The sequence below is a fragment of the Kitasatospora sp. NPDC053057 genome, assembly GCF_044546945.1.
In the GTDB taxonomy this organism is placed as follows: Bacteria; Actinomycetota; Actinomycetes; order Streptomycetales; family Streptomycetaceae; genus Kitasatospora.
Window position 1 is genome coordinate 53,804 of the sequence record NZ_JBITZP010000042.1, and the last position, 14,154, is coordinate 67,957.

Annotated in this window: 14 protein-coding genes and 1 pseudogene; 13 read left to right on the top strand and 2 right to left on the bottom strand. The window is 69.9% G+C overall.

Translation table 11 applies throughout. The features are described from left to right. The first annotated feature begins 8 nt into the window (after positions 1 to 8). The 10 genes and pseudogenes from ACIG5E_RS31885 (at position 9) to ACIG5E_RS31930 (ending at position 7,041) form a co-directional block, all read left to right on the top strand. Complete coding sequence (locus ACIG5E_RS31885) at positions 9 to 626, top strand: hypothetical protein (RefSeq protein WP_396539338.1); 618 nt, start codon at positions 9 to 11, stop codon at positions 624 to 626. Beyond that, a complete protein-coding gene (locus tag ACIG5E_RS31890; RefSeq protein WP_396539340.1) occupies positions 623 to 1,084 on the top strand; it encodes a hypothetical protein in 462 nt (153 codons plus the stop codon). Before ACIG5E_RS31885 ends, ACIG5E_RS31890 begins: the two co-directional genes overlap by 4 nt. A gap of 84 nt (positions 1,085 to 1,168) precedes the next feature. After that, a pseudogene (locus ACIG5E_RS31895) lies at positions 1,169 to 1,310 on the top strand (trehalase-like domain-containing protein); the annotation flags it as partial. A gap of 385 nt (positions 1,311 to 1,695) precedes the next feature. Further along, positions 1,696 to 2,136, top strand: coding sequence for an NUDIX domain-containing protein (locus ACIG5E_RS31900; RefSeq protein WP_396539342.1), 441 nt, complete (start codon positions 1,696 to 1,698; stop codon positions 2,134 to 2,136). Beyond that, positions 2,133 to 2,720: a kinase gene (locus ACIG5E_RS31905; RefSeq protein WP_396539344.1), complete on the top strand. Its 588-nt coding sequence runs from the start codon at positions 2,133 to 2,135 to the stop codon at positions 2,718 to 2,720. Before ACIG5E_RS31900 ends, ACIG5E_RS31905 begins: the two co-directional genes overlap by 4 nt. A 52-nt stretch (positions 2,721 to 2,772) precedes the next feature. Then, complete coding sequence (locus tag ACIG5E_RS31910) at positions 2,773 to 3,252, top strand: GNAT family N-acetyltransferase (protein WP_387624052.1); 480 nt, start codon at positions 2,773 to 2,775, stop codon at positions 3,250 to 3,252. Between the two features lie 49 nt (positions 3,253 to 3,301). Next, positions 3,302 to 3,790 (top strand): NUDIX domain-containing protein, encoded by a 489-nt coding sequence (locus ACIG5E_RS31915; RefSeq protein WP_396539348.1) that lies wholly within the window; start codon positions 3,302 to 3,304, stop codon positions 3,788 to 3,790. Positions 3,791 to 3,944: 154 nt separating this feature from the next. Continuing rightward, complete coding sequence (locus ACIG5E_RS31920; RefSeq protein WP_396539351.1) at positions 3,945 to 5,927, top strand: ABC transporter ATP-binding protein; 1,983 nt, start codon at positions 3,945 to 3,947, stop codon at positions 5,925 to 5,927. Between the two features lie 55 nt (positions 5,928 to 5,982). After that, on the top strand, positions 5,983 to 6,612 hold the full coding sequence (locus ACIG5E_RS31925) for a DUF5753 domain-containing protein (RefSeq protein ID WP_396539353.1): 630 nt from the start codon (positions 5,983 to 5,985) through the stop codon (positions 6,610 to 6,612). An 87-nt stretch (positions 6,613 to 6,699) separates the two neighbouring features. Beyond that, on the top strand, positions 6,700 to 7,041 hold the full coding sequence (locus ACIG5E_RS31930; RefSeq protein WP_396539355.1) for a hypothetical protein: 342 nt from the start codon (positions 6,700 to 6,702) through the stop codon (positions 7,039 to 7,041). Positions 7,042 to 7,191: 150 nt separating this feature from the next. Here the strand turns inward: ACIG5E_RS31930 and ACIG5E_RS31935 are convergent, their stop codons facing one another. Together ACIG5E_RS31935 and ACIG5E_RS31940 are read right to left on the bottom strand one after the other, a co-directional pair. After that, complete coding sequence (locus ACIG5E_RS31935) at positions 7,192 to 9,594, bottom strand: Dyp-type peroxidase (protein ID WP_396539357.1); 2,403 nt, start codon at positions 9,592 to 9,594, stop codon at positions 7,192 to 7,194. Between the two features lie 101 nt (positions 9,595 to 9,695). Next, on the bottom strand, positions 9,696 to 11,555 hold the full coding sequence (locus ACIG5E_RS31940) for a galactose oxidase-like domain-containing protein (protein WP_396539359.1): 1,860 nt from the start codon (positions 11,553 to 11,555) through the stop codon (positions 9,696 to 9,698). A gap of 216 nt (positions 11,556 to 11,771) precedes the next feature. Between ACIG5E_RS31940 and ACIG5E_RS31945 the strand changes: the two genes are divergently transcribed. The 3 genes from ACIG5E_RS31945 to ACIG5E_RS31955 all read left to right on the top strand — a co-directional run bounded on the left by ACIG5E_RS31945 (position 11,772) and on the right by ACIG5E_RS31955 (position 14,107). Next, positions 11,772 to 12,218 carry a hypothetical protein gene (locus ACIG5E_RS31945; protein WP_396539361.1) on the top strand — a complete coding sequence of 149 codons (447 nt, stop codon included), beginning with the start codon at positions 11,772 to 11,774 and terminating at the stop codon, positions 12,216 to 12,218. Between the two features lie 682 nt (positions 12,219 to 12,900). Next, positions 12,901 to 13,623, top strand: coding sequence for a DJ-1/PfpI family protein (locus tag ACIG5E_RS31950; RefSeq protein WP_396539363.1), 723 nt, complete (start codon positions 12,901 to 12,903; stop codon positions 13,621 to 13,623). Positions 13,624 to 13,627: 4 nt separating this feature from the next. Further along, complete coding sequence (locus ACIG5E_RS31955; RefSeq protein ID WP_396539365.1) at positions 13,628 to 14,107, top strand: phosphatidylserine decarboxylase; 480 nt, start codon at positions 13,628 to 13,630, stop codon at positions 14,105 to 14,107. Positions 14,108 to 14,154: the final 47 nt, after the last annotated feature.

Below are 14,154 nucleotides of genomic sequence, written 5' to 3' on the forward strand. Positions count from 1 at the left end.
GAGAACAGATGATCACCTTACGACCACCCGCCGACGGACTGGCGGCCCACGACCTGGACCGCCACCTGATCAACCGCGCGGGCGTCCTCGTCGACGCCAACGCGCTCGCCGAGCTGCCCATCACCCGCCTGTCGGGGGCCGCGCCGATGCTTCTGGCTGCGGGCGCCCCCGTGCCAGCCGCCGTCCCCGCACCGCTGCTGCGGCTGCTGATGCGCGCTGGCTCCACGGCTGTGCCCTGCGCCCTGGTCGCCGAGCGGCTTGGCTGCTCCTCCAGCTCCGCCGCCAACGTGATGTCGAGGCTGATGCACCGCCGAGGCCTCAGCGACCGCACCCGCGCCATCGCCGACCTCATTAACTCCCAGGTGCTCGACACCATCGAGCTGCGCGCGGCCCTGCCCGACAGACTCCCAGAACTCGCCCCGTGCGACCACCAGGTGCTTTCCCTGCTCGCCACCCACGAAGTGCGCGCCGTCGCGCGGATGACCCGCATCAACCAGGACACCATCGGCAGGGTCATCACCCGAGCCACCACCGCCATCGGGGCCCGCAACCGCACCCACGCCGTCGCCATGACCCTGCTGCTCGGCCAGCCCGGCCCGGCCACCGTCTCCGGCGGTGCGCGGTGAGGCTGGTCGAGTACCCGGAGCACTACACCCCCGACGGCGCCCCGTCGCTCTACCTGGCCGGTTCGGGCGCGGGCCGTCCCGGCTGGCAGACCCACGCCGTCGCCCTCCTGGCCGCGGCCGGCTTCACCGGAACCGTCCTCAACCCCCAGCCCCTCACCCACCCCGGCTCCGGAACGGGAACACCGGCCAGCTGGCAGGAGCACAACCTGCGGCGCATCGGCGTCGTCCTCCTGTGGTGCCCACACGGCGCGCAGCAGGTGCTCGATGTCCGGCAGCGGCTCCTCCACCGCTCGCGCACCGGACTGGTCGTCGGCTGCGACGGGGAGGATCGCGTCCAGCGCTTCGTCCGCGCCGAAGCGCTCGGCACCATGCCCCGGTTGGCCGTCGCCACCGATCTCGCCGCCGCCGTGCGCGCTTCTCTCGACCACCTCAGTTCCCCGGCCAACGCCCGGCGCTGAACGCCGCCACCGCTGTCAGGAACACCATGCCCACGCTCTCTGCCCCACACCGCTACCGGCTCTCGTCGAGGGGCCAACGGCCTCATCGGCAACACTGCCGCCGGAGCCCTCGTCCCGCGTCGACGGCACCGTCAGCTGGCTGTGCCTGCCCCGGTTCGACTCCCCGGCCGTCTTCGCCGCCCTGCTCGGCACCGTGGAACACGGCTTCTGGCGCATCGGCCCCGCCGCCGACGGGTTCCCCTGGCAGCTGACGGGCGCCGCTCCTCGGAAGCACCTGCAACACCGAGCGCCTCCAGAACCGGATCACCGCCCTGCCGGAGGCGTGACCGCCCGCCTCCCGCAGAGCACGGCCCGATTGTCAGCGCCCCGTGGCACACTGCCCTGTTCGGCCCGCAACCGCTCTACCAATATGACGAGTTGGAGCCGTTCACCGGATCGTGTGGCATCTGTTGCAACACGCCGACGCGGCCGCGTCGGGCCGCCTACGGTGGGACACCCGCCCATGCACTCACGTACGACGAACGATCACCAGTTTGATCGCAGCTTCGCCATGCCCTGAACCGGCCGCACGCCCCGCGCCGGTTCCTTCCCGCCCGAGAAGGAGACGCCCCGTGCCGCACACACTGGTTGTCGGAGTCCACCTGATCCTGATCGAGAACGGCCGGGTGCTACTCGGACAGCGCGCCAACACCACGTTCGCCTCCCACCACTGGCACGCTCCGGCCGGCCACCTCGAAGCGGGAGAGTCCGTCCTGGCCGGCATGGCTCGCGAGGCCGACGAGGAACTCGGCATCACCATCCAGGAGGAGGACCTCGACCTGGTGCACACCTTGCACCACCTCGACGCCGACGACGGTGCCGGACGCCTCCAGCTGTTCTTCACCCCGCGCGCGTACACCGGCAAGATCACCAACCGTGAACCGGACAAATGCGCCGCCCTCCGCTTCTGGCCGCTGGACGGGCTTCCGGAGCCGATCGTCGGCTACACCGCCGACGCGCTCGCGCAGATCACCGCCGGCCGCCCGCTGTCCGTCGTCGGATGGCCGGCATGAGCACCACGAGCCACCCGAGGCTCCCGGCCGCCGGGGCGCCCGTGGGGAGCGCGGAGACCCGGCTCGTGGTCGTCCGGGGAAACTCGGCGTCGGGCAAGTCGTCGGTGGCGGCGGGCGTCCGGGACCGGTTCGGCCGGGGCCTGGCCGTGGTCGCCCAGGACAATCTCCGCCAGATCGTGCTGCGCGAGCGGGACCGGCCGGGCGGCGCGAACATCGGCCTGATCGACACGGTGGCCCGGTACGCATTGGGCGCCGGCTACCACGTCGTCATCGAGGGCATCCTGTACACCGATCACTACGGCGAGATGCTCCAACGCCTGGTGGACGACCACCGCGGCGTCACCCACTGCTACTACCTCGACATCCCGATCGACGAGACGCTGGTCCGCCACGCCTCGAAAACCGATCCCGAGTACCTGGCGGCGGCCGTCACCGAACGGGAACTGCGCGACTGGTACCACGAGCACGACGTTCTTCCCAGCGGAATCGAGACCGTCATCGGCAGCGACAGCACCCTCCGCGACACGGTCGACCGCATCATGCGCGACACCGCGCTCTCGGAGTTGCCCGCGCGCGACAACTAGAAGCAGCTGCTCAACCGTCTTGCCCGCTCGACGTGTTGAAAGGAGAACCGGAGTGTCCGTACCCGATCCGCGTGTTCGCCCTGCCACGCCGCAGGACGCCGACGAGTTGCTTCGGCTGCGCGTTGCCGTGCTGACCGGCGAACCGGTCACCGACCAGTGGCGAACGACCTTCCGCGACGACATGCTCGAGCGCCTGGGCAACGATCCCAACCTGCTCGCCTACGTCGCCGACGGCCCCGGCGGCAGCCTCGCCGCCTGTGCGGTCGGCATCGTCTACCGCGGCTACTGCGGCCCCACGTACCCGACCGGGCAGTGGGCCAGGATCCACACGGTCGTCACGGACCCCGGCCACCGTCGCCAGGGGCTCGCCCGCGCGGTCACCAGCGCCCTGGTCGCCGCGATCAAGAAACGCGGCTGTTCCATCGAACTGCGCGCCACCGACGCCGGCGCCCCGCTCTACCGCAGCCTCGGCTTCGAGCCCGTTGACGGCTTCATGGCGCTGCACTCCACATCACCGGGACGGACCGGCTAACCTCCGCGACTCCGCCCTCACGCCCTCCCGCTTCAACAAGGAGACCCCGATGCACGAGACGAGCAGGCTGTCGGTCTGCGTCATCGCCCACGACCTGGGCACCGACCAGATCGCCACCGTCCACTACGCCCAGCGCAGTTGGACCCCGGGGCCCGCGTGGACGATCCCCGGCGGGAAGGTCGACCCCGGGGAGGAGATCCCCGACGCTGCCGCCCGGGAACTGCGTGAGGAAGCCGGGCTCATCGCCCGGCCGTCCGACCTGCGCCTGGTGCACACCATCCAGGCCAAGGAGGGCTGGGACGGGCGCGGCGGTTTCATGCTCTTCGTCTTCTCCACCACCGAGTTCACGGGCGATCTGGTCAACGTCGAGCCGGACAAGCACCTGGAGGTGCGCTGGCACCCCGCCGCCGACATCCTGCCCAGCCCGATGTTCCCGACCTCCAAGGCCGCGGTGGAGGCGTACCTCGCCGACGGACCCGCATTCTCCACCCACGGATTCGACCCCGCCTCCGGACAACGGCAGCTCGTCGAGACGTGACCGGCGCCCGTCTGCACCATGCCGGGTGAGTGCGCCCGGCATGGTGCCGGCCGGCTCGTCCCCGCCCGGTCCGCACCGGTCGCCCCACGGTCACGCCGAACCCTGACGGCACTGGCACCCGACCATCGCGTTCCCCCTCTACGAAAGGGAGTATGTGAAGACCTCAACGGACCCGGTGCCGGACAGCGAGCAGCTCCTGTTCGGCGGGCCGATGCGCTACGACTACGGCTGGGCCAAGCACGAGATGGCCAGCGGCAAGGTGACGTTCTGGGCGGTCGCGCGGCAGATGCCGCACTTCCTGCGCCTGGCCGGACGGATGGCGTGGCAGGCCGACCGCGCGGCTCTGCTGACCCTGGTCGGCGCCGAGGTCCTACGTGGCCTGGCCTCTGCCTTCGCGCTGATCGCCACCAACCACGCGCTGGCCGCGCTGCTCGCCCCCGGCCGTGTCGCCGACGTGCTGCGGGCCGCTCTCCCGGCGATCGTGGCGGTCGGGGTGATCGCGGGCCTGTCCTCGGTGCTGTCCGCAGCCTCGGGCTGGGCCGGCGGGCGGCTGGAACCGGCGGTGTTCCGCAGGGCCACCATCGAGTTCCTGGGCATCGTCAGCCGCTCCGAGCTGGAGGCGATCGAGGACCCGGCCTTCCTCGCCGAGGTGGACAGCGCCCGCTGGGGCGCGATGTCCCTGCAGAGCATCATCGGCCAGGCCACCTCCGTCCTCACCGCCACCTTCGGCCTCGTCTCCGCCGCCGGCGTCCTGTCCGTCCTCCACCCCGCCCTGCTGCCCATGCTGCTGCTGATCACCGCCCCGCGCGGCTGGGGCGCCGTCCGTACCGCCCGCCGCCACTACGCCTCGACGCGGGCCTGGCTCCAGCACTCCCGGGCCAGCACCGCGCTGGCGGACATGCTGATCCGCCCGTACTCCGCGGCCGAGCTGCGGGTGCACGCCTGCGGGCCGTTCATCCTCCACCACTACGAACAGATGGCCCGTGCCGCCGAGCAGGAGCAGGCCCGGCTCGCCGGGGCCCGGGCCCGCACCGACCTGCTCTCCGCAGCGCTGGCCGGCGCCGCCACCGTCGGTGCCTTCGCCCTCCTGGGTTCGCTCGTCATGAGCGGTGCGATCCCGCTCGCCGCCGCCGGCACCGCCGTGGTGGCCATCCGCACCGGCTCGGCGAGCATCGGCGGCCTCGTCTCCCAAATCAACCGGCTCTACGAGGAGTCACTGTTCGTCCGCGACCTCGACCAGCTACGCCGCGAGGGCCACCGCCGGGCCATCCCGAGCGGCGGTACACCGCTGCCCGAACGCCCCGAGACGATCACCGTCGAGGACGTCTCCTTCACCTACGACGGCCGCGACACCCCCGCCCTGGACAAGGTCACCCTCACGATCCCCCGCGGCAAGGTCATCGCCCTGGTGGGAGCCAACGGTTCGGGCAAGTCCACCCTGGCCAACATCCTGTGCGGGGTCTACCAGCCACACCAAGGGCGTGTCCGGTGGGACGGCATCGACACCGCGACCGCCGACCGGGATCAGCTCTTCAGCAGCGTCGCCCTGCTCGCACAGAACTTCCAGCGCTGGTCCTTCACCCTGCGCGCCAACCTGCTCCTCGGCCGCCCCGAAGTCACCTGCGACCAGCGGCAGCTGGAGACCGCCGCCGACTACGCCGACCTCCACCCCGTGATCGAAGAGCTACCCCGCAGCTGGGACACCCTCATCGCCAAGGGCTTCGAAGGCGGCGTCGGCCTGTCCGGCGGCCAGTGGCAGAAAGTCGCCCTCGCCCGCACCCACCTGCGCCTCACCACGCCCGACGCCCACGGCCGCCTTCCCGCCCTCGTGGTGGTCGACGAACCGACCTCCGCGATGGACCCGGAAACCGAAGTCGAGGCGTTCGAACAGATCCGCCAACTCACCGCACTCGGCGTCACCGTCATCCTCATCACCCACCGCCTCGGCGCCACCGCCAAGGCCGACCACATCTTCGTCCTCGACCACGGCCACCTCATCGAACAGGGCACCCACACCGAGCTGATGACCCAGAAACCGGCCACCCGCTACCGCGAGTCCTACCTCCTACAAGCCGCCCAGTACGACCTCGGCGACCGCCTCCCCCATCAGACCGCCCCCTCGACCACCAACGCCTGACCCGCTCGTTCCGCAGCCCCCGATCCGAGTTGATCCGACCAGCAGGGAGAAGCCAGTGAATACACCAGCCCCGCCCAAGCCGCAGCCGTCAGCCCCCGCCGCCTCGTGGGACGACCTGTTGGCTCGCGGCACCGAGCACACCCAGCGCGCCTTCCACGAACTCACCGCCGCCACCCGCGACTACGCCGGGCACAGCCCCGACCTGATCTGGGGCAACCTGCAGACTCCTGCGTACGCACAGGAGGTCCTGCGCATGGTCGCCCGCCTACACCAGCTCCCTGACGACTCGCACGCCGGCGCGGCCGAACGCACCGCCCGCGCCCGCTACCTCGGGCAGGACGGCCGGACCTACCACGTACTGCTCGGGGAGCAAGCCCTGTTGACCGGCGTCGGCAGCCCCGAGGTGATGCGCGCCCAGCTGGAACACCTGCTGACTGCCCTCGACACCCCGGGCCTGCAACTGGGGATCATCCCGGCCCGAGCCCGCCTGCACGTATACCCCGGCGATGGCTTCGGCATCCACGATGGCACCCGGGTGGAGGTGGAGGGCTACCGCGGATGCGAGACCATCACCGACCCCAAGCGCGTCGGCCTCTTCCACCGGGCGTTCAGGCTGCTTCAGGAGTCCGCCGTCTACGGGCAGGAGGCCCGCCTCCTGGTCATCGAGGCTCTGCGCGGCTGGTGATGCCTTGCCTGCCTCCCGCCCGCTAGCCCAACCGTGCCGCAGCACTGACATTTGCCCGAATCTGTTCAGATCAGACTGGAGTTCCTCATGCAGACCAACGCCGGCACCGCTCCTCGTACAGCTCTGGTGGGCGGCTTCACCGTCCGTATCGGCGAACTCGCCGGGCCTGGCCGCCCAAGCGAGGACCGGGCAGTCACCAGCAGCGACGCCGTGATCGTCCTGGACGGCGTCTCCACCGTCACCGCCACCCGGCTGCGCGCCCAGCACGGCCGCGCCCTGACAATCGGCAAGGACCGGTGCGCCCTGACCATCGGCTTCTTCGGCACGAGCATCATGGAGCACCTGGAGGGCTACAATGCCCAGCTGGTCCGGTTTACCGACCGTGCGGATGCCCGTATTGCTTCTGAGCTGGGGCGATGCGTCGCGTAGGCGTCCGTGGAGGGCAGCCTAAGGGCGTGCAGATAATCAACACGCCTTTTTGATCTTGCTCTGGTCGCTGATTGCTGTCGGAACGTACTTGGGGATGCGTGTCGGCCCCCGCGTAGGGGCGGGGGCCGGGCGTGTGAGCGGAGTGGACGGTTACGGCTGGCGGCACCAGACCGCGGTCGGGCGGTCCTCGCGCAGCAGGTCGTCCTGGTGGTTGCCGCCGTGGCTGACCATGATGACCCGGTACTTGTCCTGGTGGAACACCCAGTACCAGTGCTGGCCGCCGCTTTGGTCGTCCTTGCCGAGGACGGGGAGGAAGGCGTCGACCCTGGTGACGCCTTCGAGCGAGCGCCACTGGCTGAGCTGGCGGTCGTCCCGCTGAAGCTGGTCAGGGTGCGCGTTGCCGGAGCGGCCAATGGAGATCAGCCGGTAGCGCTGGCCCACCGGGGTGTTGTGGAACATCCAGTACCAGAACGAGCCGTCGCCGGCGGGCCGCATGTCGGGGACAGGCAGGAAGGCGTCCACGTGGGTGACGGGAGTGGTCCCGCCGAACGACCTCCACCTGCTCACCGGCTGGTCGTCGGCCACCAGCTGGCTGGTGTACGGCTCGGAGGCCCCGATCGTGATGTAGCGGTAGACCTGCTTGCCGCCCACGGTGTGGAAGACCCAGTACGCGCTCTTGCCGTTGACCCGCTGCTCGTCGAAGACGGGCAGGATGGTGTCGATCTGGGTGACACCCTTCAGGGCGGGCCAGCTTGAGTACGGCCCCACGTTCTTGACGACGACGCCGGTGCGGTCGTCGACCGTTCCGGTGGTGAGCTGGCGGATCTCGGTGCCGCCGGTGCCGCCGGTGCCGATCAGGCGGATCGTGCCCTGCTGGAACGTCCAGTAGCGGCCCTCCACGTCGGGCAGCGGCAGGACGGCGTCCACCGCCAGGTTCTGCGCCACGACCGGCTTCTTGGTCTCCTCCACGAGCTCACCGGTGAGGCGGTTCTGGGCGAGCCTGCGCAGGGTGGTGATGGAGGGGGTGAAGCAGTACAGCGCGCCACGGGTCTGGACGAACGGTTTGAAGTCCAAGGTGGTGGTCTGCCGCTCACCTGCGGGGGACTTGCCCTCCCAGCTGACCCGGCCGTCGTTCACGGTGGCGAGCTGGCCGCTGACCAGCGGGTCGGGACCGGGCTTGTCCTTGCGGCCGGGCGGGAAGTCGGGGTCGTTGATCCAGTTGGCCTGGATGAACTCGAACTGGCCCACCAGGTCGGCCTGGTAACAGACGAAGAGCAGGCCGCGGCATGCGTCGGGCCCGTTCAGCTTGTCTTCGCTCGTGGGGTCGAAGGGCTGTCCGTAGGGGGCGCCGCGGCGGATGATCCGGCGGGCGTCGATGAATCCTTCAGCGACCGGCCCTTCGGCGTCGAGACCGGCGCGGGGATTGGTCTTGCGCAGGTGGGAGAAGAGCGGGGTGATCAGGCCGTCCGGATCATCCGGGTCGCCCAGGTACTTGAAGTCGTTGTCCGATCCGGCGGCGGCGCCTGCGGGCTGGTCGGGGTGCTTGCACACCGGGGAGCCGTCGCGCCAGCGGCCTACCAGGCGGGCGGCGAACCAGTCCCGTTCGGTGTCCTGCGGTACGGCCTTGAGGTCCTTCAGCCGCCGCAGCTGGACATCGACCTGCGCCCACCAGCCCGGGACGTCCTGCTCCAGGCGGCGCACGACCTGGAAGGAGCCGTTGTGCATCCAGGCGGGGATGGTCTTGACGGCGGCGGTGTCCGGGGCGTGCCCCGGGGTGAGCGGTTTGCCGATGACGAACTCGCCCGCTGGGATGAGGCGGGTGCCGGGGTGTTCCTTGGAGAAGTGGACCGTGCGCGGGGGCTTGTTCTGGTCGGCGCCGTCGGTCTCGGTTCTGTCGGGGTCCGGCTCGTCGAAGCCCTCGACGCCCGGTTCGCTGACCCCGTCCTTGAAGCCGAAGTGCTCCTTGCCCTTCTTGCTGCCTGGCAGGGCCGCGCCCTTCTCTTCGGAGACGAGCGTCGCACCTGCCTGGGTGGCGGCCTGCTTCTGCTCCTCCACGGCCCCGTCGAGACCGCTCTCGGTGTCGGAGGCGATGGTGAGCACCGCGTGGACGGTGGGCTTGCTGGCGCAGCCAAAGACCCAGTGCTTCGGGTCGTTGTCATCGGTGTCGCCGAGGGCGATCGCGCGCCCGGGGTCGCCCGGGCCCTGGATGAACGCCTCGAGCGTGTCACCGGTCTTGGCCTCGGCCTTCAGCAGGTCCGGCTGCCCGGTGAGGAACTGCAGGCCCTGGTAGGTGAAGCTCAGGCCCAGCCAGGTGGCCTTCAGCGCCGCCGGATCGTCGCCGCCGGAGGTCTTGCGGGCTTGGCTGAAGTCCGCGTTGAAGTCGGCCACCTGCTGGGTGGTGGCGATCTTCGGGGCGATCTTCTCCAGCCAGCTCCTGGCCGCCAGGGCGTCACTGAACTGGAGGAGCAGCAGGGTCATGTGGTCTTTTTTGAAGCCGGCGATGATGTCGCCCTGGATATCGGTGTCTTGACGCAGGATCAGGTCAGCTGCCATCGGGTGGTCCGTTCGTCGTCTCGGCTGCGCGGGGCGGACCCGGGTGGCAATCGCACGGCCGTCGGCCGCGGGTCCGGCCACCCGGGCGGCGAGGGGTGGGCTCAGGAGTTCGGGCTCAGCTGGATCCACTTGGCGACGCTGGGCACACCGGCGTCGTTGAGCAGGAAGAGCATGTACCAGCCGGGAGGGGCGTCCTGGGCGGAAGCCGGGGTCTGGAACACGAGCTGGCTGCCCGCGCGGCTGACGAGCTTGAGGTCCAGGCGGCGCTGGCTGGTGTCCACCGAGTGCGTGGAGGTGATGGGTGCGAGCAGGACGGCGCGGGCGGCCTGGGTCGGCGTGCTGGTGTTGATCCGGAACGTGGTGTTGTAGCCCACCGGGTCGGTCGGCGCGGTCCGGATGTCCGGGCGGCCGCCGGGCTGGTGCAGGTACGGCGGCTCGTAGATCTCGATGGTGCCGTTGTTGCCGGCCTTGATGTCCGGGTTGTTGGCGATCTGCTGGAGCTCGTCACCGGTGACCATGATCCGGCCGTCCGGCAGGATCACCGCGTTGGAGTGGTAGCCGCGCGGCAGCCTCTGCTTCGGGCCGAGGGTCCAGTTGCCGTCGGCGTCCCGCAGTTCGACCTGGCGGAACCTGTCGTCGGGAACGTTCGGGTTGTAGTCGCCGAGGCCGTAGTCGCGGATGCCGACGGCCCCGTTGACGGTGAACAGGTTTCCGTTGGGAAAGATGAGCGTGTCGTCCTGGGCCCGGCCGAGGTTCCTCGGCTTCTCCTTGGTCCACTGGCCGCCCGAGAACTTGAAGGTGTTGGGGTCCTTGTGGTTGCCGCCGAGGACGAGCACCGAGTCCGGGCCGTCGGTGCCGTTGGGCAGGGCGACGGCCGAGCCGTACAGGCGGGGGAAGCCGTCGGGGCGGTTGGGCAGTGAGTCGCGGGTCTCGTTCGCCGGGTCGAAGACGAACTGCTGGTCGGAACTGCGGCCGAACCCGTAGATCTTGCCGTCCCTGAGCGAGAACAGGTGCGGGTAGTCCATCCGGTACGGGGCGTCCGCCTTCCACTGGTCCAGCGCGACGTTGTCGGGCGCCTTCGACTTGTCCAAGGAGACGTCGGTGCCCTTGGCCGGGAAGCGTTCGATGACCGGGGTCGGGGTGCCGAAGCCGAGTTCGGACTGGCCGGACATGATGGTCTGCCGGCCGTCGGCCCCCGTGACCACGCTCGGGTACCAGCGGCCGACCGACATGTCCTGCTGCTGGTGCCAGGTCTCGGTCCACGGGTCGAAGACCAGGGCGAGCTTGGCGCCGGTGCCGCCGTTGCCGCCGAGGTTGCCGCCGAAGACGCCGACCATGCCGTTGGGCAGGTAGGAGTGGCCGGCGCAGAAGAACGGCGCGGGTCGCGGCTCGTCCAGGCCGTCCGGCATGTTGACGACCGGCGGCGGGACGGCCTTGAAATCGCCCGGGTCCGTATCGTTCGCGGGCGGCGTCCAGAGGTAGGCGCGGCCGGCGTTCTGCTTGCCGATGACGTCGGTGGGCGCGGTCTCCTTCTGCGGGTTGTCCTCGACGGACTCGAAGGAGAACATCAGCACCTTGCCGGTGGGCAGCAGCGCGATGTGGTCCGCGAACTCGGGAGAGGGAATGTACTGCTTGAACTGCCCGAACTGCGCGGGGTCGAAGCTGCTGTTGAACTCCGCCTGCGTCCTGGTCAGCATGTTGAACCGGTTGGTGCGGGTGGTCTGCGGATAGCCGGTCTGGACGGCCCGAAGACCGATCCGGTCCCGGGCCATCGCCTCGGCGGCCGGACGCCCGAACGCGGCCACTTCTGCGGCCCGGACCTCGGCCCGCACCTGCTCGTCGGTGATACGCAGCCCGCGGTTCCCGGCGAAGAGGCCGGACGCTGCGGAGGCGGCCGGAGCGGGGGAGGTCAGGACCGTGGTGGTCGACAGGGCGACGGTGACGGCACTGATCGCCAGCACCGCCCTCAGTCTTCTGCGTGACGTTCTGCGTGGCATGGAATTCCTCACGATATGTCGATCAGAGCTGCGGGCAGCCCCACGGGCGACAGCGATGCGCGGCCAGTAGAGCACGCTCAGTAGTTGTTCGTGCGCAGACACCCAGGCAATCTCGCGATCGAGCGTCGACACGCCGTCACCATGCGTGTCGCCCCGACGGGTCATCGCCACCGTGCTGGAATGTGCACGAACCCCGTCCCCGGCCCCCAGGAGCGCCACGTGCCCAGCAAGACCAGGATCGCCATGGCTGTCGCCGCGGGAGTCATCGCTCTCGCCACCACGAGCGGCAGCGCGGCGGCGACCCCGAGCCCCCTCGCGCCGCAATCGGTGGCCGGTCCCACCATCCAGGGCGGCGCCGACGGCAAGCCGCACGAGCTGCTCTGCCCGCCCGACGAGAGCGTCTACGGCGGCGGATTCACCGTAACCCCCGGAGAGAACCGGAGACTTGACCGGCATCCGACCGATGTGCTGGAGAGCCGCCCCAACGACGACGCCACCGGCTGGATCGTCGCCGTCCGCAAGGACGACTGCCCGCCGGAGGGAATGAAGGGCGATCCCAGGCCCGCGAACCTCACCATCCGCATCGTGTGCACCGACGGCGAGAACAACACCAGCCTCGGCGGCTGACACTCCCCGCAGAGCCCGGTCCACCGCGACGAGCCGGCTCGTTCCGACCGGGCGCCATCGGATCCGGTCGTGACCCGGCGGCCGGGCCATTGCCTTCGTGCGTGTCCGGCAGCTGAGCGTCCTTTCGCTTCGTGGACGCTGTAGCACAGGGATTCCGGGTGCGGCCTGCACGGACAGGCCCCTGCCGGGGCGCGGGAAGGCGTCGGCGACGGCGCGTTCGGCAACACCTGCGCCAACCAGGGCGAATCCCGGACGTCCCCCGGTGATCTCCTTGTTGCGAAGCTCGGACGGCTTGGCGAGCGCGGCGTCCGCGATGTCAAGGGCCAGCTGGACCACCCCGGACGACTGGTGGTACACCGCGCTCCTGCCGACCGGACGGCGCCTGGTGCGTATTCACCGCCGCCGACCTCGCCCCTCCCCCGCTTCACGACCGCGCGGCGCTGCCGCAACCGCTCCGGCAGACCCGGTACGTCGCGGCCCGGACCGACGTCCACCCCGTGCCCACCGACGCCACGCCCCGGCGGGCACCCGCACACTCCTCCCACCTCGACACCGCCACCGGTGACGGCAGGCGGTCCCCCTTGGCCGCGCGAACGTCTCTCCCGTTTAGGTCACTGCCGCCGACCACCGTCTCCAGCAGCGGACCCACCCAGCCATAGCGCAGCGTCAGGAGCGCATCCCCATGACCGATTCCTCGGCCCTCCGGCACGAAGCCACGGTGAGGACCATCGCCTTCGTCCAGTACCCGGGCCTCACCCCGCTCGACATCGTCGGCCCACTGCAGGTCTTCAGCATGCTGTCCCATCTCGTCCCCGGTTACGACACGGTCGTGGTCGGCGAGCGGATCGAACCTATGGCAACCGACACCCCGCTGTCCCTGGTTCCCAGCCACACTTTCGAGACCATGCCCGATCCGTACGCGCTCATCGTGCCCGGTGGCGCGGTTCCCACCCTCGCCGCAATGGCCGACGAGAAGCTTCTGGACAGGCTGCGTACCGCGGCCGTACGGTCCGAGATCGTCGGTTCCGTGTGCACCGGTTCGCTGCTGCTCGCCGCCGCCGGTCTCCTGGAGGGACGCCGGGCCAACTCGCACTGGATGTACCGCAGCCTGCTGGCCAGGTTCGGGGCGATCCCGGTGGCCGAGCGCTGGGTCCAGGACGGGAACGTCATCACCGCCGCCGGGGTGTCGGCCGGCATCGACATGGCACTCCACCTGGTCGGCGAGCTCGCCGGCCAGGACATCGCGCGCAAGGTCCAGCTGTTCATCGAGTACGACCCCAAGCCCCCGTTCGGCCCGATCGACTGGGAGGCCGCCGACCCCGGCCAGTACACCTCCCGTCGCCGGGAGAGTCTTCAGCAGGCCCTCGCCAACTATCCCGCACTCCTGGAGCGCCTGACCTCCTGACCGCATGACCGGCAGTCAGGCGTCAACGGAGCAGCGCGGCGGCCTGGGCCGACCGGGAGTCACCAGCGGCCTGGACTACATCGAGAAGTTCAGCTGGATCAACTACGAGTACGAGTACGGCTTGGTCTTCGTGACGTGCGCGCCGGGACGCAAGATGCTGGCCGACTTCACGCACCTGCAAGGCATGCAGATGGACGCGGCGGACTCGAAGGACCTCGTCAAGAGGTGGGTCGGGGAGCTGGGGCCGAAGCGCATGGCCGACTACGAGATCGAGGACTGGCCGAACTTCAACGAGTTCTTCATCCGGAAGGTCAAGAAGGACAGACGGCCGATTGGCGGTGTGGGCGACGACAGCGTTGTGGTCGCCCCGGCCGACTGCGTCATCAACACAATCGTCGATGAGCTGACCGAGCAGACACCGATCCCGGTCAAGACGGTGAACCGCTCCGGGTTTGACCGAGACTTCCATATTTGGAAGATTTGAACCCGTTATGCGAAAGCCATACCCGAAGGACGTCCGGGACCGCGCCA

Coding starts and splice junctions, on each gene's coding strand:
- ACIG5E_RS31905 (WP_396539344.1), top strand. CDS start 2,133: ATGAGCACCACGAGCCACCCGAGGCTCCCGGCCGCCGGGGCGCCCGTG.
- ACIG5E_RS31935 (WP_396539357.1), bottom strand. CDS start 9,594: ATGGCAGCTGACCTGATCCTGCGTCAAGACACCGATATCCAGGGCGAC.
- ACIG5E_RS31885 (WP_396539338.1), top strand. CDS start 9: ATGATCACCTTACGACCACCCGCCGACGGACTGGCGGCCCACGACCTG.
- ACIG5E_RS31915 (WP_396539348.1), top strand. CDS start 3,302: ATGCACGAGACGAGCAGGCTGTCGGTCTGCGTCATCGCCCACGACCTG.
- ACIG5E_RS31945 (WP_396539361.1), top strand. CDS start 11,772: ATGTGCACGAACCCCGTCCCCGGCCCCCAGGAGCGCCACGTGCCCAGC.
- ACIG5E_RS31955 (WP_396539365.1), top strand. CDS start 13,628: ATGACCGGCAGTCAGGCGTCAACGGAGCAGCGCGGCGGCCTGGGCCGA.
- ACIG5E_RS31950 (WP_396539363.1), top strand. CDS start 12,901: ATGACCGATTCCTCGGCCCTCCGGCACGAAGCCACGGTGAGGACCATC.
- ACIG5E_RS31930 (WP_396539355.1), top strand. CDS start 6,700: ATGCAGACCAACGCCGGCACCGCTCCTCGTACAGCTCTGGTGGGCGGC.